The 19,845-nt window shown below is 66.0% G+C and carries 14 protein-coding genes; 3 read left to right on the top strand and 11 right to left on the bottom strand.

Translation table 11 applies throughout. The features are described from left to right. Positions 1–29: 29 nt before the first annotated feature. From C2138_RS11730 to C2138_RS11720, 3 genes are read right to left on the bottom strand one after another with little or no spacing between them, the layout of a single operon-like run. Positions 30–1,058, bottom strand: coding sequence for a right-handed parallel beta-helix repeat-containing protein (locus tag C2138_RS11730; RefSeq protein ID WP_108518054.1), 1,029 nt, complete (start codon positions 1,056–1,058; stop codon positions 30–32). Continuing rightward, positions 1,055–1,981: a glycosyltransferase family 2 protein gene (locus tag C2138_RS11725; RefSeq protein WP_108518052.1), complete on the bottom strand. Its 927-nt coding sequence runs from the start codon at positions 1,979–1,981 to the stop codon at positions 1,055–1,057. Before C2138_RS11725 ends, C2138_RS11730 begins: the two co-directional genes overlap by 4 nt. Further along, the gene (locus C2138_RS11720; protein ID WP_108518050.1) at positions 1,978–3,495 is read right to left on the bottom strand and encodes a lipopolysaccharide biosynthesis protein; all 1,518 of its coding nucleotides are present in this window, start codon (positions 3,493–3,495) and stop codon (positions 1,978–1,980) included. Before C2138_RS11720 ends, C2138_RS11725 begins: the two co-directional genes overlap by 4 nt. A gap of 107 nt (positions 3,496–3,602) precedes the next feature. Between C2138_RS11720 and C2138_RS11715 the strand changes: the two genes are divergently transcribed. Next, the gene (locus C2138_RS11715) at positions 3,603–4,379 is read left to right on the top strand and encodes a CDP-alcohol phosphatidyltransferase family protein (RefSeq protein ID WP_199286604.1); all 777 of its coding nucleotides are present in this window, start codon (positions 3,603–3,605) and stop codon (positions 4,377–4,379) included. 51 nt (positions 4,380–4,430) lie between these two features. Next, positions 4,431–5,081 (top strand): hypothetical protein, encoded by a 651-nt coding sequence (locus tag C2138_RS11710; RefSeq protein WP_108518048.1) that lies wholly within the window; start codon positions 4,431–4,433, stop codon positions 5,079–5,081. Here C2138_RS11710 and C2138_RS11705 read toward each other — a convergent pair. From C2138_RS11705 to C2138_RS11695, 3 genes are all read right to left on the bottom strand, one after another. After that, entirely contained in the window at positions 5,038–6,354 is a 1,317-nt protein-coding gene (locus C2138_RS11705; protein ID WP_108518046.1) for a hypothetical protein, read from the bottom strand. The two genes, C2138_RS11710 and C2138_RS11705, sit on opposite strands and share 44 nt — an antisense overlap. Continuing rightward, positions 6,326–7,588: a hypothetical protein gene (locus C2138_RS11700; RefSeq protein ID WP_159078218.1), complete on the bottom strand. Its 1,263-nt coding sequence runs from the start codon at positions 7,586–7,588 to the stop codon at positions 6,326–6,328. Before C2138_RS11700 ends, C2138_RS11705 begins: the two co-directional genes overlap by 29 nt. A 71-nt stretch (positions 7,589–7,659) precedes the next feature. Beyond that, positions 7,660–8,586, bottom strand: coding sequence for an O-fucosyltransferase family protein (locus C2138_RS11695; RefSeq protein WP_199286539.1), 927 nt, complete (start codon positions 8,584–8,586; stop codon positions 7,660–7,662). Positions 8,587–8,648: 62 nt separating this feature from the next. Here C2138_RS11695 and C2138_RS11690 point away from each other — a divergent pair, with 62 nt between their 5' ends. Further along, complete coding sequence (locus tag C2138_RS11690) at positions 8,649–9,674, top strand: glycosyltransferase (protein WP_108518043.1); 1,026 nt, start codon at positions 8,649–8,651, stop codon at positions 9,672–9,674. On the opposite strand, the gene C2138_RS11685 is transcribed toward C2138_RS11690, so the two are convergent. The 5 genes from C2138_RS11685 to C2138_RS11665 are packed head-to-tail and all read right to left on the bottom strand — an operon-like array spanning position 9,650 to position 19,617. Then, on the bottom strand, positions 9,650–10,579 hold the full coding sequence (locus C2138_RS11685; protein WP_108518042.1) for a glycosyltransferase: 930 nt from the start codon (positions 10,577–10,579) through the stop codon (positions 9,650–9,652). The genes C2138_RS11690 and C2138_RS11685 overlap by 25 nt on opposite strands. Next, a complete protein-coding gene (locus tag C2138_RS11680) occupies positions 10,576–11,817 on the bottom strand; it encodes a glycosyltransferase (protein ID WP_108518040.1) in 1,242 nt (413 codons plus the stop codon). Before C2138_RS11680 ends, C2138_RS11685 begins: the two co-directional genes overlap by 4 nt. Continuing rightward, a complete protein-coding gene (locus C2138_RS11675; protein WP_241961113.1) occupies positions 11,814–16,904 on the bottom strand; it encodes a PKD domain-containing protein in 5,091 nt (1,696 codons plus the stop codon). The genes C2138_RS11680 and C2138_RS11675 overlap by 4 nt, the downstream gene beginning before the upstream one ends. Beyond that, positions 16,901–18,100 (bottom strand): DUF1972 domain-containing protein, encoded by a 1,200-nt coding sequence (locus tag C2138_RS11670; protein ID WP_108518038.1) that lies wholly within the window; start codon positions 18,098–18,100, stop codon positions 16,901–16,903. Before C2138_RS11670 ends, C2138_RS11675 begins: the two co-directional genes overlap by 4 nt. Continuing rightward, positions 18,100–19,617, bottom strand: coding sequence for a sugar transferase (locus C2138_RS11665; protein WP_108518036.1), 1,518 nt, complete (start codon positions 19,615–19,617; stop codon positions 18,100–18,102). The genes C2138_RS11670 and C2138_RS11665 overlap by 1 nt, the downstream gene beginning before the upstream one ends. Between the last annotated feature and the right edge of the window lie 228 nt (positions 19,618–19,845).

Below are 19,845 nucleotides of genomic sequence, written 5' to 3'. Positions count from 1 at the left end.
TCCGGGTGCGAAAAAACGTTCGGGCGGGACTATTGCGCACGGCGATCGATCCTCACTGGTGCTCCATTGGTTGATGCATTGGCAGAGATCGTGGCGTGAGTGCTCGGAGGAATCAGCATTGCGCAGCCGAATCGAGACTCACCAAAGACGTTGTCGGAGATGTGCAGGCCCTCGATCGCGCCCTTGTTTTTCTCCGCGATGTTGATGGAGCAGCCGCCGCCCGAGACGGTGTTGCCCGAGAACACGAGCTGGGAAACGGGGCCCTGATCCTGGGTCACCTGAAGCGCAGCGTTGTGGGCACCCTCGATCACGTTGCCGGTAATCGTGATGTTGGTCCCGGCCTGGATTTGGATGTTGTCGTCGTGGCTCGGCCCGCCGCCCCATCCTGGGTCGTTGTCGTAGTGCAGGTTGCCGTGAAGCCACGACGATTCGATCACCACGTCGTCGCCAAAGATGTGCACTGAGTCGATAACGGTGTGGATGTTCACGCGTCGGAGCATGAACCCGGCACCGTACACGCCATTGACGATGTGAGAGGGGTAGGCCGCCGCGAGCTCCGTGTCGTGCACGAGGAGTCCCGCCGCGGAGGGTGAGCCCGCGTAGATGAGCATGGCGTTGTTGGCAACGCTGCGGCCCCGGATGATCGAGTTGCGAATGGTGACTCCCGGCGCTTCCACGCGCACGAATCCGTAGATGTCGAGCCCTTCGACGACGGCCCCCGGGGTGGTGATCACGAGGTCGCCGTCGAAGCGGGTGAGCTGGGTGCCCGCGGGCACGCCTGTCGTATGTGGTCCGGGCACGCCAGCGTCGGGCAGGCGCGTGACTTCGGGAGGCTCGGCGGCGGACGAGGGCAGCGGGTCGTCGCCTCGCTCGCCTTCGCTGGTGCCGCGAGTGGCATCGGATGCCGCGTCATCCGGTGCGGGCAGGGCGCCGGAGATCGTGGGGGCCGGCGAGGTTGTCACGAGGGCCAGCACGGTGACGGCGAGCGCCGCCCACCAACTGGCGCCGAGCCGTCGGCGCTCTCGCTGGGCAGCGGAATGGAGCTTCTTACTCGTCACGGGGTGACCTCCCGTCGCGACGATGAACGAGATTGCGGTCGAGAGAATGCTGCGCGAATGCCGGTGGCCGAACCGGCGAAGCTTGCCCAGAGGGGCCGCCAGGGCTTGCGCAGAAACTGCCGTCTCCCCCCGCGCAGCAGCACCCGGCGCGCGTAGTCAGGGGTGAGAATGAGCCACCGGATGGCGTCGCGGCGCGACAGGTGAGCGGCGGCAAACAACATGCGATTGCGGCAGTTGAAGTAGTAGTAGCCCACCGACTTGGCGCGGCCCTCCGCCGCCTGGGTGCCTCCGACGCTATGGATGATCCGAATGTCGTTGCGCACTACGAGGTGCCCGCCAGCGTTCCTCCAGCGCCAGGAGAGATCGACATCCTCCCAATAGAGAAAGAACCGTTCGTCGAAGCCGCCGAGCAGATTCCAGAGGTCGAGTCGAAAGGCGAGACAGGCTCCCGTGAGCCACCCATCGGAGCAGGCACTGTCGGTGCCGGGTTTCGTTGTCGTGCGTCCCTCCGCGACGACCACTCGGCCGCCCGCGAACCAGTGGCCGCCATCCTCCCCAGTCACGACGGGGCCCACGAGAGCGAGTGCGTCGTCTCGAGCGGCCTGTGCGAGGGCGCCGAGCGCAGCGGAGCTAGCCCTGGCATCCGGGTTGATGGCGATCACGGTGTCGCAGCCCAGCTCGCGGGCATGCTGCACCCCTCTGTTGATGCCAGCGCCAAACCCCACGTTGGGGCCGTGGATGAGGCTCCACCCCCGCCGGGAGCAGAGAGCCCGCACCAGGGACAGCTCCTCAGCCGACGTGTAGTTATCGACGACGACGAGCCGTGCGGCGAGCTCATCGAGCGCGATCGAGCCAAAGTTCGCTTCGAGAAGCTCGTGCGACCCGTAGTTGACCACCACGATTGCGAGGGCGCGATTGATCACTGTGCGGCTCCCTTCGTCTGGTCGGCAGCGGCGTGCTCTGACGGCCGGGCTGTCGTTCGGCGAGAGGGCAGCATGCGAGCCACTGCGATAACGGCCAGGATGTCGCGGCGAATGGGGCGCACAATGGCGAAGGCAACGGCATAGCTCAGGGCGGTGGCGGCGACGCTCGCGGCGATCTGCGCCACGGAGCCGAAGGGTGCGGCGGCGAGGCTCGAGCCTGCCCCCGCGAGCGCGCCGACGGTCGTGATGCCGATGATGCGCCCGGCGCCAGCGAAGAGGCGACCGACGGGGATCGTGGTGCAGCGGGAGAGCCACCACAACGAGAGGGGCCATTCGAGTAGAGGAGCGACCGCGTAGCCTGCGGCGACGCCGAGAATGCCCCACTGAGAGCCGACAACAACGCATCCGACGATGAGCACGGCACTGACGAGGGAATAGCGAAAGAGCTGGGCGGTGAGCCCCCGTGACAGATAGGCCCAGTAACCGACGTAGGCGAGCGTCTGAAAGATTCCGGCGATCGCCAGAAGCCGCAGGATGGGCCAGGCCTCCATCCATTGCGCGCCGAGCATGATTGCGGTGAGTGGTTCTGCGGAGCTGGCGACCAGGCCGAGGCCCGCGACGAGGGTGTACCCGAGCGCCACCTGGCCGCGGGCGAGAAAGTCGCCCCATCGGGTGTCGTCGTCGGCGATGCGGCTGAGCACGGGGAGCGCCACGGTGGTTGTGGGGCGACGGAGTTGGCTTAGCGGCACCATGAGCAGCTGGAATGCCCGGTTGTAGATGCCGAGGGGCCCCGCCCCGAATCGTGCGCCGATGATCACCGAGTCGATGTTCTGGGCCAGGTAGGCGATGAGCTGCGTCGCGACGAGGTTGCCCCCGAAGGTGAGCAGCCCCCGCATGGGAGCCCGGTGTGGCAGGCGGGGCAGCCAGCCGGCCGAGGCGACGCTCGCCGCCAGCAGGATGATGGCCTGGGCGAGTTGCTGGGCCACGAGTGCCCAATACCCCCAGCCCAGGAGTGCGCCTCCGATCGCCATTGCAAGCCCGCCGGCCGCTCCCGATAGGTCTGAGACGGTAAGGCGCCGAAATAGCATCCGGCGATTGAGGTCGGCGCGATACTGCGTGGCGAGGCCTCCCAGGAGAAAGGTCGGGGAGAGCGCCTGCGTTATGGCGACCAGGGCGGGTTCGTCGAAGAACGCCGCGATTGGCCAGGCGGAGAAAAAGACCATGACGCCCAGCGCTGCGCCGATGCCGCCGTTGATCCACACCAGGTTGTCACGCTGAACCCTGCTCAGGGTGGGGGACTGGATGGCCGCGGAGGAGAGCCCGAAGTCCCTGAGAATCGTTGCGATGCCGATGACGGCCGCCACCATGGCGATGAGACCGTAGTCGTGAGGGGTGAGCAGTCGCGCAAGTACCACGACCGAGACCACCTGAATGACGATGCGGACGCCCTGCCCGGCGAGCACGACTGCCGCGCCTCGTGCCGCCCGCACCCCCAGAGATTGTGTGCCGCTCATGCGTCACCCCCGCGTGAGAAATAGGGGCTGGTGCTGTGGGTCGCTCGTATTATGATTGCCGCACCCGCCAAGCCGAAGGCTTCATAGTGACCCGAGACTCGCCACTGATTCCTGACCCCGCGGATGCCCTCCCCACGGCACCCGCCGCCCCGCCGCGCGGGTTTCGGCAGACACTGGCCACGCTTCGGGCCGCTCAGAAGCCTGCCGCTCGAAGCGCCCCCGCATACTCCCGCTTCGTGAATCGACGCATCGGTCGCTATCTGGCCGCGTGGGCGTACTCCGTGGGGCTCGGCCCCAACGCGGTGACGGCAATCAGCGCGCTCTTCACCTTCGCTGGCATCGCCCTTCTGGCTCTTGTTCCTCCCAGCTGGGTGCTGGGAATCGGCGTAGCGCTGCTGCTGGTCATTGGCTACGCGTTCGACTCGGCCGACGGCCAGGTCGCCCGGCTTCGGGGCATCGCTAGCCCGGCCGGGGAATGGCTCGACCACGTCGTCGATGCTGTCAAGGTGTCGGCCATGCCCATCGCGCTCGCCGTGGGCTTCTACCGGTTCGATGTCGTGGAGCCCGTGTGGCTGCTCGTTCCGCTGCTCTCCGCCATCGTCTCCGCGGTGCTGTTCTTCGCCATGATCCTCACCGAGCAGCTGCGGCGGCAGCACGGTGAGGCCTCCCTCGCCGCGGATGCCCCGGGGCGACCTTCGTGGCTGCGGGCCGTTCTGGTCCTGCCCATGGACTACGGCGTCCTGTGCCTGTCGTTTCTCCTCCTCGGTGCGCTCCCCGCTTTTCTCGTCGTCTACACACTCATCGCCCTTGCGACCGCAGCGTTCCTGGTCCTTGCGCTTGCCAAGTGGTTCCGCGAAATGAAAAACCTGGGTTCCCCACGATGAGCTCCAGGGCGACGCGCCGGTACGACGGGTGCACAGAGGGAGAGAGTCGCAATGACACATCAGCTCGGTGACAACGGCAATCAGATCGACCCCGAGGAGAAGGAGTCCGCTAAGCGCCGTCTCTTTTGGCTTATCGCCGCAATTGCGCTTGTCGTACTGGCGATCATCATCGCCGTGAGCGCCGCGCTGAGCGGACGAACCGACGCAGAAGACCCATCTCTGTCTCCCAGCGCTCCGACGAGCAGCGAATCCGCATCCCCCACTCCGGGCGCTTCCGAAGAGCCGGGTGAATCCGACGGCGCGGCGCCCGACGTAGTCGCTGAGGTGCCTGTCGGCACGGCGGGAGACTTCGGCGATGGAGTGAGCGCCACGGTCTCCGCCGTCACGCCGCTCGAGGTCGAGGGCAGGGGGCCCGGCGAAAAAAGCGGGCCAGCGCTGCGGTTCGACATCGTCATGAGCAACGGCAGTGCGGCTGCGATCCCGCTCGACGGCGTGACGGTCAACCTCTATTACGGTGCCGACTCGACACCCGCCTCGCCCGTCCTGAGCAACCCCGAGATCGTCGAATTCGGCGGCACGCTGGAGCCGGGAGCGACTGCCCCAGGCTCCTATGTCTTTTCTCTCCCCGCTGAGGGGCAGGCCGACTACCATCTCGAAATCAGCTATTCCGCTGGCTCACCACTGGTGATGGTCCGGCCGTAGGCTCCGCGGGTGCCGCGGGTGCCGCCGGTGTCGCCGGGGTGGTGGTGCGCAGGCCGTTCGCCCATTGGCCAAGAGCGGAGGGCACCCTGGCGGAGGTGCTGCTCCGACGCGGGTGATCGCGCCTCACAACGACACCAAGAATGCGAACGCCTGCGGACTCGAGCTGCCGCAGTGCCGTCGTGAGCTGATGCGCACGAACCCGCCGGGCATCCACAATCACGAGCGCGGCGTCGACCGATGGCGCCAGGAGCAAAGCGTCGGCGGAATCGCCCAGTGATCGTGTGGAAACGAGAGCGACTGCTCCCCGCGTTACGAGTCCTTCCGTGCGAATGGTCACACCGGCGATCGAGTCGCCGAGGTCATCCGACTCGGAAAGATCGCCATCGAAGGACTGCGCGGCCACTCCGGCATCCGAAAGCGTTTCAGCCAGCGTCGTCGCCACGGCGGACGTGCTTGCGTTGTGAGCAACCGCCACGACGAGGATTCGATGAATCTCCTGCGACTCGATCGTGTGACGAAGCACCGCTGTCGTGCGCTGCACGCTTTCCGCCGCGCGGGAAGAGGCCGGCCGCTCAAGCATTCCCATCACGGGAGCATCCGTCACCGCACGCACGTCGTCTGCCCCGCGAAGGCGGTTGTCGTACCGCTGCCGCACAGCCGCAAGGACGACTCCGGCCAGCAGGCCGAGAATGGCTCCAGCCGCCACGAAGGTGCGAAGACCGGGGCCCGTGGAACTCGCCGGGGCGACAGCTGGCTGAATCGTGGACACGGTGATGAGCGGGCCGAGATCTGCGTCGACGGGCGAATTCTTGACAGCGTATTCCGACACCTCCGCCGCGATGGCGTTCGCAATATCCGCGGCCTCGTCCGCCGAGGCGTCGGAAACGGAGATGTGGAGCACCGACGTGCCGGGCGGGGTTGTCGCCGAGACCCGACCCGCGAGGGCCGCTGGCGACGTTTCCAGCCCGAGCTCCCTGACCACCGGGGCAAGGATCGTCGACGACTCGGCCAGCTCGGCATACGACAGCATCGCGTCGCGAGCGTAGGTGGCTCCCTGGTTGATGTCCGTCGCCGATTTCGCATAGGCGACGGACATGCTCAGCGTTGCGCGGGCGGAGTAGGACGGGGTCGCGCTCAGTGCCAGATACGCGGCGATTCCGACGCCCGCGAGAACAGCGAGCAGGACGATCCACCATTGGCGCAGATAGCTTCGCGCGCCGTGGGGACGGCCGGGGATGCCGAGGTCATGTGGTGTGGGGAGTTGGTGTGTCATGGGATGCCTGTTCTGTCGGGAGGTGCTGAACGCGGTGAGAAGGAACAGCCCGTGTGGGACGGGGTGGAACGAATGGAGCAATGGAGAAGAACTCGGTGCGGCTGGCCCCCGTGCGGCGGGCAGCCGCGAGGCTGCTCACGGCGAGCCCGGCGACCAGCCAGAAGATGATCGTGTACTGGGTGATGAGGGCCACACTGAACAGCGCCGGGATCTGGGCCACGATGGCGACGGTCGCCGGGGTGGCCGAAGATCGCAGCACAGCGATCACAGCGGCAGCCAATAGCAGGGTGAGCATGAGCAGTGGCACGATGCCATAGCTGAGGCCCGTCAGGATGAAGGAGCTATCGATCGAGCGGAAGCCGCCGAAATAGGCGGAGCCATCCGCCGCGCGCAGAAATGCTGGCGACTGGCCCAGAAGCTTCATTTCTCCCATGAGGGGGATCAGGTCGCCGCGGTACTCGGCGCTCGCCGAGGCCTCATCCCCCGCAACGTCGAAGATCGTGGAAACCGGAGGCCAGAGGGTCACCGCGACGGCCGCGGCTGCGACCATCAGGCTGATGCGCAGCCGAGCGGACCCGGCCTCCCGAAGGAACAGCACCGAGAGCACGAGCGCGATAGCCGCACAGGTCATTCCCGTTCGACTCACCGTCATCGTCGAGGCCCCGAGCACCAACATCGTGGCGAAGAATCGCACAGGCTCGGGCAGAGGCGAGGTGAGCACAAGGGGCACGACGAGGGCAAGGCTCGCACCGAGCGCGATGGAGTGGCCAAAGGCACCTTCGGCGCGCAGCACCCCGCCGCGTTCCTGCAGCGAACCCCATGTCGCATAGAGCGAGTTGTTCACCGCGAGGTCAACGAAGGGGTTCCAGACCGTGGCGAACTCGACGAACGCCAGGGCTGCGACGAGACAGAAAACCAGGGTGATCATCACAGACACGGCGGGCATTCCGAGGCGCACTGCTGCGGTGCGCCCGAGCACGTAGCCAAAGCCCCACTGCGTGATCATCACGGCACCGCTGGAGAAGGTCGAGTCGCCCGTCGCGAATGCGATGGCCCACGAGAGCACAACAAGGCCAAGGAGCGCGTCGGCCAACACCGGGCGCACGTCGCGCCACGGACGCATCACGACGATTGCAGCAACCGCCGCAAGAGACGCGGGCGACCATCCGATGCCGATGTTGATGCTGAACCAGTAGGGCACGAAGCACGCAATGGCGAGCCAAGCGATGAACACTGACGATGCGAGAGGTGGCCAACCCGCCATAACTCGCGCACGGGCCCGAGGTGCTCGCTGCTCCATCGTTGTCATGAGGGGCTCCCGTCAAACGGTTCGCTTCGCCGCATCGCTGAACTCGGCGAGGCAAAGCGCTGCGCAGGGCGGAGGGGGTCGAGAGCAAGCCCAGCCGCATCCAGGTCGATCGGCCCAGACCTCCTATCGACGGCGGTCTCAAACGTGAGGCGATCGCCCGCGAGGTGTTCGGCAAGGTGCACGAAGCTCGAAAAGTGGGGGCCGATCAGGTAACCGGATGCCGCCAGAAGATAGAGGTCGACGATCGAGGAGATCACCCCCGCCGTGGTGTTGTAGTCACCCTTGTCGGCCTGTGCGACGCATCCGGGGATCTCGGCCATCACGGCTTCTTGCACATCCGGGCGGTCGCACGAGATGTAGAAGATGACCCCGGGGTTGCGGCGGCGCACCTCCGTGAGCCTCGCGAGAAACCATTCGACCGGAGAGGCGGCGAGCGTGCGAGCGTGGGAGACGGAGTGGGCCCTGATCATCACGCCCGCGTAGGGAACGCCGCGCAGGCGCTCGTCAAAGAGCTGCTCGACCCTGTCGGCGATTTCTGCCGTGGGTCGCAGAGCCCTGAATCGCTCCTGCCACGGGCGCGCCGCCGCGGGCAAGGCAATGGGGCTGCCGGTGCGGATCTGCCAGAGCAGGCGACGCCTGCTTTCGTCCGTGATCCAGTCGAGGGTCTCATCGCCGTAGGGGAAAACCCGTGCCAGCCCACGGGAAACAGCCCTGCTTACGACGGGCGCCGTGAAGTCCCAGAGCTGGTCGAAGCGTGGCCCGAACAGGCGGCCGGTCGGCCACACATAGGCGAACGCCCTGTCTTCGAGTTCGGCAAGGCTCTGCGCGCCCAGAACCACCCTGACCCGGTTGCCCAGGCCGGAGTCGTAGCCGTTGTAGGCGATCAGCCCAGATCGTGGCCAGCGAACCCGCGTGCTACTCATGAGCATCCCTCCGGGTAGTCTGTGGGGCATCCGGCAGGTCGAGAGGCGCGAGAGGATGTCAGATGGCGGCGAATCTCGAATCCGGTCAGCGCCCCCTTCGGGTATTGCAATCGCTTCGCGTTGTGCGCGAGACCACGAATCCCTACCTCGTGCAGCTCGTCACAGCGCTTGAGCGGGAGGCGAGCGTGGAACTCTTCACATGGCCGCGCGCGCTCCTGGGCAGATGGGACGTGCTGCACATCCACTGGCCCGAGCTGCTCTTCGTGCGCGAGGGGCGACTGCGCACCGCCGCGGGGGCTGTGCTGTGCTGGTTGCTGCTGATGCGGGTGCGCCTGGGAAACCGGGCGATCGTGCGCACCGTTCACAATGTTCGGCCCCACGAAGACCGGGGAGGGTTGACCGAGCGGATGCTCAGCCGGATCGACTCTGCGACGACCCTGTTCATCTCCATGGCCGATGCTGGCGCCGAGAATGACGTGCCCGTCGAGGTGATCCCCCACGGGCACTACTCGGACTGGTACCCGCGGGTGGGTGCTCCGCCCGTCGCTGGCCGGGTCCTGTTCTTCGGCTTGATTCGCGATTACAAAAATGCTCCGGCGCTGGTGCATGCATTCCGCGGCATATCTCGAACCGACGTGAGTCTGCACGTCGTCGGCAAGCTTGATCCCGCGGAATTGGGTGCCCACATCGAGAGCATCGTTGCCGGTGACCCGCGCATCCAGTTGAGTTTCGGATACGCCGACGACGATCTGCTGGTGCGTGAGTTCAGCGAGGCAAGCGTCGTGGCGTTGCCCTACCGAGAGATGGGCAACTCTGGCGCGATGGTGCTGGCGCTCTCCCTGGGTCGGCCGGTTCTGGTGCCCCGCACCCCTGCCAATGCCGCGATGGCCGATGAGGTCGGGGCCAGTTGGGTGCGCCTGTACGACGGAGAGTTGACCTCGGCCGCTCTTGAGGCCGCTGTCCGTGAAGGAGTCCCGAGCGATGCCCCCAACCTCTCGTCTCGAGACTGGGGGACCGTCGGACACGCGCATATCGCGGCCTATCGTCGTGCGCTCGAATCGCGTCATGATCGCCGGTACTCCGAGTAGACGTGGCCCCAGGCGCCCGACACGATTCCGCCGCCGCGGTTGAGGCGGCGGAGCCCGCGGGCATGCAGATGCGGGGTGCGCCCCACAACGCCGGCGGCGCTGAGTAGGCCACCAGAGGCAACCCGGGCGAGCCCCGATGCGCTCAACCGCAGGCGGGTCGCCAGCCGAGATGCCCCGTCGTCCGCGAGATGGATGCTGGTGCGGCTCCAGGAGTTTCCGCTACGGAACGCCCGGGCCAGCACCCAGTTTCGGGTGAGGCGTGCTGGCGGCACGATGTCGTCTACGGTGGCTTCGTCGCACCAGATGAGGTGCCCCTCCCGGCGAACAAGCTCCCGCGTGAACAGTGTGTCCGAGCCGCCGGAGAGCCCGAAGGCGGGGTCGAAACGCAGGCTGCCGACCCGTTTGAGATCCAGCAACAGGTTATTGGTGGCCGCAACATCCACGGGTGTTCCGGTCGGAAGGCGGCGGCGATCAAAGAATCTGCCGGCGACGATCCACGGCTCGGGGTCGCAGGAGAATCGGGAGATCACTGGCCCCACGACCCCGGGCGCGTCATGTGACCGATAGGTCTGAAGCAAGAGGTGCAGCCAGAGCGGGGACGGGCGCTCGTCATCGTCGATAAAGATGAGGATGTCGGCGTCGCCCGCGCTGTCGAGCGCCCGGTTACGGGCGGCAGCGATGCCCGGCACCGGCTCATGCACGTAGGAGATCGTCGACTGAGGGTCGGAGTAGCTCCAGCCGGACGCGTTCGCCGACGGGTCGTTGTCGACAATCAGGATGCTCACCAACGCACTGCTGGCTTCGGCCTGCGCTTGCTCCCGAAGCAGCGGGATCAGTTCGGCGAGGTCATCCGGACGCTGGTAGGTGAGCACGGCGATGACGACGCTGAGGCTGGATGCTGTCATTGCGCACCCCCTGCCGCCGCGACTCCGCCGACGCGCTCGGGGTGATGCTTCCACCGTCTGGGCGGCAGACCGCCCAGTGTCGCTGCGACCCTGTGGCGATAGGTCGATGGGCTGTGTCGGTGTTCCGCGAGGGCAACATCTCTCCATGCCGCTGTGCGCATGTACTGCCAGTTGCTTGCCACTTCGGCCAGGCTCCTGGCAAGCGACGTGGCGTCACCAGGGGCCACCGTGCGAGCTGATCGGTATCCCGCCGTGGCCTCGAGAAGCCCGCTGGTCGCGCTCGCGATTACGGGACGACCGCAGAGCAAAGCCTCGACCGCTGTGTTGCCAAACGGTTCATCCACCCGCGAGGGCACGACCACGACATCGGCCTCGGTAATACGGGAGAACACGGGGGACTGAAACCCGAGAAAGGCGACCCGGTCGCTGAGCCCGGATTCGGTCACCGTGCGCCTCAGTAGCTGCTCGTACCACTCGTATCCGCTAAAGGCCGTGCCGATGAGGGTGAGGCGAACATCCACACCGGCCTCGGTGAGCAGGCGTACCGCCTCGATGGCGACATCCACTCCCTTGCGGGGCGAAAGCCGGCCGACGTAGGCGATTTTGAGGGCCGAATCGAGCACTTTGCGAGCTTGAACCGGTCGTGACGGGCCAGGGACGCCGTTGTGCACGACGGTCGTGCGGCGACCCAGACTATTGAAGGAGTCGCCCAGCACCTCCACACTGAACTCGCTATTGGCGATGACGGTGTCTGCCGCCAGGAGTGGCGCCGCGAGTGCCGCGCGTTGAAGCCCGGGGGCCGAGGATTCCGCCTCGTGCACGTGCGCCACGACGGGCACTCGGCGCAGCCGCGCGATGCCGATCCAGAGCGGGATGGTGAGGGTGCTCACATAGATCCGCTGCGGTTTGAATCGGGTCACCGCTCGCCAGGCATCGATCATCCCTCCTGCGGTGTCGACGGCGAGTCGTGCGAGGCCAACGGGCGAGAGTGCGCTCTTGCGCAGGACCCCCGTTCTGCACACGATGACTTCTGCTCCCCTGTTCGTGAGCATGTCGGCAAGGGGGCCGAGCGACGGCAGGGCAACGACAACGCGTGCTTTCTCGTCGAGGAGGGCGGAGGCGCTCTCGAGAAGCATCCGGTCGGAACCGTAGAGCTCCGCGCCCGGGTGGGCGAGCAGAACCGTGGTCCCGCGGACCCCTGTTGTGCTCGACGCGCGCGTCGCTTTACGGTTCGTCATGGTGTGGGGTTCACCACCAGGTCGTCGAAGCGGGCGACGATGGGGCCGTTCGTGGTGGAGCCCGCCATATACGATTCGAGCCCGATCGGGCCGGCGGCCTGCAGTCCCGCTGCCGCGTTCGTCGCGCTCGCCTGCCACGTCGTCGGCTCTGGCTGCCCCGTCTTCCACACCGAGGCCCGGATGGTTGTGGGGGCGGTGCCGAAGACCTGCAGCCGAACCTGCAATTGCTCACCAGCGGCATAGGTTATGCCGGGGATGGTGAGCGTCTGCAGAACGGTTCCACCCTCGACCAACTGCAGCACGACGTCGCCGGTGGAGAGCAGCCGAACGCGGGCTCGGTAGTCCGATGTGGATCCCTGACGGCCGATGGCCGAAAGATACGCGCCGTTACCCGTGGGGGCTTTGTCGATCGAGAAGGCCACGCGCAGGTCGACATTCGTAGAGGAGACGCCCAGCAGGGATCCCTTCAGAGTGATGCCCGCCGGGGTGGAAAGCAGGCCACCCCCTCCGCTAACCGAGAAGTTGGCGTTGCCGCCCGCTGTCGTCCACGCACCTCCCGTGACCGCGGTTCCCCATCCTGCTGTGGCAGATCTCTCGAACGCGTCTGCCGCGAGGGGGGAACCCGCCGGAGGAGCCGTCACCGTGACCGATCGGGTGGTTACCCCGGTAGCGCCGTCATCATCCGTCACGGTGAGAGTCACGGTGTAGGTTCCTGCGCTGGCGTAGGCGTGGGATGCGGTCACGCCGGTCGCCGTGGCTCCGTCGCCGAAGTTCCAGGCGTAGCCCGCGATAGTTCCGTCGGAATCGGCCGACGCCGCAGCGTTCACGGATGCCGTGAGGCCATTCGTCGCCGCAGTGAACGACGCGGTGGGGGCCACGTTCGCAGGCGGAGGAGTCGTCGACGTCGGCGTCACCGAAAGGTTGTCGAAGCGCGTCGTGATCGGCCCGTTGGTTGCCGAACCCGAGATGAAGCTCTCAAGCGCGATGGATCCTGCGGTCTGCAGCCCCGCAGTGGAGTCAGTCACGCTCGCCTGCCAGGCCCCCGGTTCCGGCGCGCTAGCCGGCCAGACCTTGGCCCGGATCGTTGTCGGTGAGGTTCCCGTGACCTGCAGTCGCAACGCGAGGGGAGTGTTCGCCGCATGCGTCATGCCGGGGATCGTGAGGCTTTGAAGGGTTGTTCCGCCCTGGACGAGCTGCAGAACCACGTCTCCCGTGGCCAGGAGTCGCACCCGTGCCCGGTAGTCGAAGGTGCCGACCTGACGCCCAATGGCCGAGAGGTATTCACCGCCGCCAGTCAAGACCTTGTCGGTGGAGAACTGAACGGAAAGGTCGGTGTCGGAGGAGCTCACCGCCCCCAGGGTCGCCTTGAGCGTTTGGCCGGCGGGCGCCGTCATGAGCCCGACGCCTCCCGACACGCTGTACCGGCTCGCCGTTCCCGTCACAGCCCAGGCGCCGCCCAGATCGGCCGAGCCCCATCCGGATGGCACGGTCCGACCGAAAGCATCCTGCGCAAGCCCCGTGGGGGCTGGCGGTGCCGATACCGTCACGGTGCGGGTTGTCGACGCGGTGGCTCCGTCTTCGTCGGTGACGGTGAGCGTCACCGTATACGTGCCGTCAGCGGCGTAGGCATGCGACGCGGTTTGCCCGGTCGCGGTCGCCCCGTCACCAAAGTTCCAGGCGTAGCCAGCTATCGATCCATCGGAGTCGGCAGAGGCCGATCCGTTGACCGACGCCGTGCGACCGCTCGACGAGACCGTGAACGATGCCGTGGGCGCAACGTTGGCGGGCGGCGCCGTCACCGTGACGCTGCGAGTTTCGGTGTCGGTTGCCCCGTCGTTGTCGGTGACCGTGAGGGTGATGACGTAATCTCCCGCGGCCGCGTACGTGTGGCTGGCGCCAACCCCCGTTGCCGTGGCACCGTCTCCGAAGTCCCAGGCGTAACCGACGATGGTGCCATCGGAGTCCGTGGAGTCCGCGGCATTGACGGCCACCGCGAGCTGCGAAGAAGCCGCCGTGAACGCGGCGGTGGGTGCGGCGTTGGGGATCGTTCCCGTTGCGCCAAGCGCGTAGTGCCCCGAAACGGTTGATGCGGGCAATGCGGTCGAATAGACGGCAACCTCATCGAGGGTTCCGGCGAAGTAGCTGCTGCTGGATCCCCATGTCGTGTCGCCGCCGATGCGCCAGTACCCGGAGTATTCCTGGGCGCTCGTCGCAGGGTTGGTTCCCACGAGAACCCCGTCAACGTAGAGCGCCATCCCCGCCGAGGACTGGGTGCCAACGGCGTGGTGCCATTCGCCATTGTTCAGACCGGTCGGGCTCGTGATCGTGTTGGCTGAACCGGTCCACGCTCCGAACACGAGTGCCCCATCGTCTTGCATATAGATGTGACGGTCGTAGTTGCTCGAGAGCGCGGTGCGTTGGTCTCCGAACCCGATGAGTTTTCCGCCCTGGGTCGTCGTGGTCTTGAACCAGGTCTCGAGCGAGTAGGTCGACGGGTTGGTGAACTGCTCGGAGCTGCCGGCCACGCCGGACGTGCCGCCGAAGTTCACCGCTCGGTTGGAGGTGCCCGTGATCGCGCCCGCCACGTTCTTGGTCACGCCTCCGCTGAACACGCCGGGGTTTCCGTTGGGGCCGGAGTCGGCGACGGCGGTTCCCGTCGTGTCGTTGAGTCGCCAATACAGCGTCGGGTCGTTGTCGTAGACGGCCTTGCCATAGTTGTCCGTGGGCGCGGGGGGCAGCGGCGAGGTGCGACCGGATGCCACGTAGTGCGACACGAGATCAGATCGGGTGAGCACGGTGGGGTAGACGGCGACCTCATCGATCGCGCCCTCGAAGTAGTTGCTTGAGGGCTGAGACGACCAGCCGCCGGTGTTGTCTCCTCCCACGCGCCAGACGCCGTCGTAGGCTTGCGCGCTCGTGACGTCGTCTCTGCTTCCGACGAGGTTTCCGTCTACAAAAAGACGCATGCCGTTGGCGCCGAGTGATGCGGCGACGTGGTGCCACGCTCCGTTGTTGAAGGATGCCGAGCTGTTGACCGTGCGCACGGCGCCGGGGTGGACTCCGAACCAGATGCGGCCAGAGTTATCCATATAGACGTGGCGGTCGTAGTTTCCGCTGTTGCCCGTAGCGCTGTTGCCGAAGCCGATGATCTTGCCACCCCTGTCAGTGGTGGTGTTGATCCAGGCTTCGACCGTGAAGGAACTCGGGCCAGCGCTGGGGGAAGCTGTCGTCCCGAATCCCGATGAGGTGCCGTCAAAGTCGGAGGCGGCATTGCCGGAGACGGCCCCGGCGGCTCCTCGCGCCACGCCGCTCCCCAGGGTGAGATCACTGAACCCCTCGTGGTCATAGGCCACGGTCCCGCTCGGCTCATCGAGCGGCCAGTAGTACGAGGGATCGTCAGCTGCGACCGCTTCGGCGTAGTCGTTGGAGGCATCGGCCGTGGCGATCGTCACATAGATCGCGGTTCTACTTGCCTCGTTGCCGAACGGATCGTAGGCGTAGACGCGATAGAGGTGTCTCGACCCCGGTGCGAGACCGGTGTCGGTGAAGCCCATGGTCGGTCTGGTCCAGAAGTTCGACGACTGCACCACGGTGTGAACGACAACTCCGTTGCGAGTGACCTTATAAGTGAGGTCGCTGTTGTCCCGGTCGGAGGTCGCCTGCCAGGAGACGCGGGCCTCCCCGGTCCTGAACGACACGACGCTGGGCGTGAGGCCCTCATTCGACTGCGGCCCTATTTTGTTGGGCGCAATGCTCGAGACGGCAAAGCGCACGAGTCCCTGCTGGGCAACACCGTTGACCGTCGTGAACTCGCCACCCTGCACCACGTACTGTCCGTTGCCGGTGATGTGCCACGGCCCCTGGTTCTGCCCCGTATATGTGCCAGCGTTCAGGTTGGGGAACCAGTTCAAGAGGGTCGGGCTGGGGTTGCCTTCAAAGTTGTAGTAGCCGTGCGGATCCCGGGTAACCGTGCCGGTAGCGGCCTTGGTTGTGGCTGTCGCGCGGTGAAAGACCCACGGGTCGGGCTGGGGAAAGCCGCCAATATTGCCGCAGTAGTGCGCATGGCCCACCGAGTACACGACGTCGCCCATCGGGTAGACCGAATATGTGTCTCCGTGGCAGTCGTTAAGCCAGATGATGGCACCCGTGTCGGGGTTGGCGCTGAACACACCCTCGAGGTTGCCGTCGTCCTTTCCCCACGCCCAGGCCGTGCCGTAGACCGCGTCGTCGTCGGCATAGAGGCTCACAAATGCGGCGCTTTCGCCGGATGCATAAATTGTGTTGTTGATAGCCCACGGTTGCACCGCGCCGCTGGTGGGATCCACGGCTCCCAGACCACGCGCCGCTGCGCCGCCGAGCGTCGAATACTTGCCACCCACGATGAGCTTGGCGCCATTCTTAGTGAGCGCAAGAGCATTGACCGCGCTGTTGGCATTCGCGTTAAAGGGCAGCACTGCGCCATTCGACGCGGCTACGGCGGCCACCCGGTTGCGAGCCACGCCGCTCACACTGGTGAAGTTGCCGCCGAGATACACAGTGTCTGCCGTCGCAACGACGGCGCGGCCCTGCGTGCTGAGAATCGGCTTGAACGAGTTGATGGTCTGCCCTGTCGCCACCGAGAAGGCAACCGCGCGAGAGAAGGTCGTGCCATTGACCTGGGTGAAGTCGCCGACCGCGTAAAGCCGGGTGCCATCGGGGGATGCTGCAAGGCCGAGGACCTGGCCGTTCAGGGTGGGATTAAAGGTCGTGATGAGGGCGCCCGTTGTGAGGTTATAGGCGAGCAGATGCGTGCGAGGCACCTCGTTGACACCGCGGGCAGAGCCCGCTGGCCTAGCCGACGTGAATTCGCCGCCCACATAAACGGTGTTTCCTATGATCACCTGCGACCATGCGACCCCGTTGATCTGCACGGTCGGCAGACCATCCGCAGCAATCGTCTTGGGCACGGCTGGGTCGACGGGCGCGGTGTCGGCGATGGCGGGAGGCGGCGTTGCGAGCAGCAGTGCGAGCATGAGTACCGCGGCCGTTAGCGCTGCGGCAACCTTTGTCGAAAGAGCAGATATTCGCGCAGAACCTGAGCGGGTCATGGCAACCTCGGTGTTGTGTCGGTTCGGGTGGTCGTTCGGTTCGGGCGTGAAGCCCGGATGCTGTAGCCGGCGGCTAGTCGCCGACCCAACTCCTCGTAGCCATCGGCGACTGCGTTCCAGTCGTAGTTGTTGTGGGCCCGTCGCTGCAGGCGCAGCCCCACCGCCGCGTGACGGTCAGGGTCGCTCTCTGCTTCATCAAACTGGTGCGTCAGGGACGAAACCGATCCGAAGAACCCGGCTTCGTCTCCGAGCACCTCCCGATTGAATTCGATGTCATAGGCGAGCACGGAAGTCCCACCTCCCATTGCGCGCAGCAGCGACGGGTTAGTACCCCCGACCGAATGTCCGTGGACATAGGTGAGGGCGTTTGCGTACAGCTCGTCGAGCTGAACCTGGTCCCAGACCCCGCCGAGGAGTCGAATTCGAGGGTCCCCTTCTGCGAGGCCGGTGATCTTGTGCGTGTAGGCCGCCGCGTAGGGGGCACTGCCGACCACGATGAGGGGCAGAGTGGATGCGCTGCGCGAGTAGGCGTCCACGATGATGTCCACATGGTTTTCTGGTTCGAAGCGGGCCACCACCAGGTGATACCGGCCGGGTTCAAGGCCCAACTCCGCGATGCGGGATGACCCCACATCGGTGAGGATGCGCGTGCCGTAGGTGAGTAGTTCGGTGGGGGCCGCGAAAGTGCGGTCGTAGTAGTCGGCGATCCCCTGGGCGTCCGCGATGAGGGCGTCTGACCACATCACCGCTAGCTTCTCGACGAGGCGGTAGTAGCGGCGACCCAGCCCTTGCCACTTGGCTCGCATCCATTCGAGTCCGTCAACGTGGACCGCCGTCGGAATTCCGAGCGTGCGCAGCCAGGGTACGAATGGGGCATTCGCCGCGTTGAAGACGAAGGCCACATCGGGCCGGCGAGAAAAAGTGAGGTGGCCAACGGAGAGCGCCGAATGGCTGAGGGTCTCGGCAGCTTTGAGCTTGAGGGCTGGAAGGTGCACGAGGGCCATGCCGCGGTAGTGCTTGAGGCTTGTATCCGCCGTGCGGCAGTACACGGTGACCTCGTTGCCTAGCTCGACCAGCCGTGCGCCGATCTCTTCTACGGCTGTTTCGAATCCGCCATAGGTTGCGGGCACGCCCCGAGTTCCGATCATGGCGAAATGCAGCGGGCGGCCGTCGTTGTTGTTGCGGGAATGCGGCATCAGTACGCCCCGACCGGGTGGCTGACCTGGCGAACCGTGCGCCACATGATCACAATGTCGCCAACGAGCGACCAGTTCTCCACGTAGTAGAGATCCAGCTGCACGCTTTGCTCCCAGCTCAGGTCGGAACGGCCGTTGATCTGCCACATTCCGGTGAGGCCGGGGCGAATGTAGAGGCGACGGTGCACGTGGTCTTCGTACTGTTCGACCTCCCGGGCCAGCGGTGGCCGGGGCCCCACCAGACTCATGTCCCCTGTGATGATGTTCCACAGCTGGGGCAACTCGTCGAGCGAGTGCCGCCTCAGGACCCTTCCGATGCGGGTCACCCTGGGGTCATTGCGCATCTTGAAGAGAACTCCACCGCTCTCGTTCTGGTTCAGCAGCGGCTCGAGCGCTTCGGGTGCTTCCTGGGTCATCGTGCGAAACTTCCACATCGTGAACAACCGGCCGTCGCGGCCAACCCGTTCCTGCGTGAAGAACGCCGGCCCGGCACTGTCGAGGCGGACGGCCGCGGCGATCACGGCCAGCACGGGCAGCAGCGCCACCAGGGCGGTCGCGGCAACGACCACGTCGAACGCCCGCTTGAGCACGTGCTTTGCGCCGTCGAACTGCGGAATCTCCACGTGGATCAGTGGCAAACCCTCCATGGGCCTCAGGTGGATCCGCGGCCCAGCGATATTGGCGAGGTTGGTCGCGAGGATGAGTTCGGTGGCCGTTCCCTCAAGCTGCCACGAGAGGGTGCGGATAAAATCTGCCCGGCCGCTCGGAGTGCCTGCGACGACCACGGCATCCGCTCCCAGGTGCGCTGCCATCGCCGCGACCTGGTCTAGATCGTGGTGGGTCGGCACGGCGGCGATGGAAGTTGCCCCGCCATCGACCACGGCCCCGACAACCGCGTAGGCCGCCCGTGACGCGCTCGAGAACTGACGGATCACGTAGTCGACGTCTGCCTTGCGCCCGACCACGATCACGCGAGAAAGAGAGTGCCCGAGCCGCCCCTGATGAGAGAGCCACTTGCGCCACAGCCAGCGGCTGACCACGAGCGAGACGAGGCCCAGTGGGAACGCCGAGATGAAGTACCAGCTGATGGGGCCCGACTGAGCGATGATGCAGCAGATCGCGAGGATGCCGAATGTGGTGGTGCAGGCATTGACGAGGCGCGTGTACTCGGTGATGCCCACGCTCAGAACTCGGTATTCGCGGGTGCGGAAGGCGCTCAGCAGGATGAGCCACAGGGTCGCGGCGGCAACGGCGATGAGGCCGTGGCCAACGAGTGAACCCGTGACGGGGGGAGAGTCGAGAGTGGAGAGGGCAAAGGCCGCGGCGACGACACCCGCGACGATCGCGCTATCGGTGACTCGCAGTCGGTGGCGATACTGCCGCGCCCAGAACCGCCCAGACGTCGTGGAGACAGGTCGGGCCGGGTCGTTCTCTACGAGGTGAAGCGACCTGTGGGCGCGGTCGCGGCGGTTAGTGGGGCTAGAGAGCCGGGGAAGGCTCGTTCCGGAATGGGTCATCGCTCGTCCTGTAGATCGGGGGTACAGGTAAATGCGCTCGCGGGGTGAGCGGGCGAGGTGATCCGGGACATCGTCGGCGTCAGATCGAGGGCGCAATACAACACCAGCGGAGGGGCGTGGTGTGCAAAAAACGCACCGGGAGGTGCGGTCTTCGATTCGCCGTGGGAAGCGAAACGGTGTCGGGAAAGGGTGCGGCCGGCGGGGGTGGCCTTCGCTGCGGGAACAGCG

The organism is Salinibacterium hongtaonis (assembly GCF_003065485.1).
Taxonomy (GTDB): domain Bacteria; phylum Actinomycetota; class Actinomycetes; order Actinomycetales; family Microbacteriaceae; genus Homoserinimonas; species Homoserinimonas hongtaonis.
Note: the sequence above shows the minus strand (reverse complement) of the source record. Positions and strands in the feature narration are given on the sequence as shown.

Excerpts from the sequence above, each read along its gene's own strand:
- C2138_RS11720 (WP_108518050.1), bottom strand. The coding sequence starts at position 3,495 with ATGAGCGGCACACAATCTCTGGGGGTGCGGGCGGCACGAGGCGCGGCA.
- C2138_RS11710 (WP_108518048.1), top strand. The coding sequence starts at position 4,431 with ATGACACATCAGCTCGGTGACAACGGCAATCAGATCGACCCCGAGGAG.
- C2138_RS11705 (WP_108518046.1), bottom strand. The coding sequence starts at position 6,354 with ATGACACACCAACTCCCCACACCACATGACCTCGGCATCCCCGGCCGT.
- C2138_RS11695 (WP_199286539.1), bottom strand. The coding sequence starts at position 8,586 with ATGAGTAGCACGCGGGTTCGCTGGCCACGATCTGGGCTGATCGCCTAC.
- C2138_RS11690 (WP_108518043.1), top strand. The coding sequence starts at position 8,649 with ATGGCGGCGAATCTCGAATCCGGTCAGCGCCCCCTTCGGGTATTGCAA.
- C2138_RS11685 (WP_108518042.1), bottom strand. The coding sequence starts at position 10,579 with ATGACAGCATCCAGCCTCAGCGTCGTCATCGCCGTGCTCACCTACCAG.
- C2138_RS11680 (WP_108518040.1), bottom strand. The coding sequence starts at position 11,817 with ATGACGAACCGTAAAGCGACGCGCGCGTCGAGCACAACAGGGGTCCGC.
- C2138_RS11675 (WP_241961113.1), bottom strand. The coding sequence starts at position 16,904 with ATGACCCGCTCAGGTTCTGCGCGAATATCTGCTCTTTCGACAAAGGTT.
- C2138_RS11670 (WP_108518038.1), bottom strand. The coding sequence starts at position 18,100 with ATGCCGCATTCCCGCAACAACAACGACGGCCGCCCGCTGCATTTCGCC.
- C2138_RS11665 (WP_108518036.1), bottom strand. The coding sequence starts at position 19,617 with ATGACCCATTCCGGAACGAGCCTTCCCCGGCTCTCTAGCCCCACTAAC.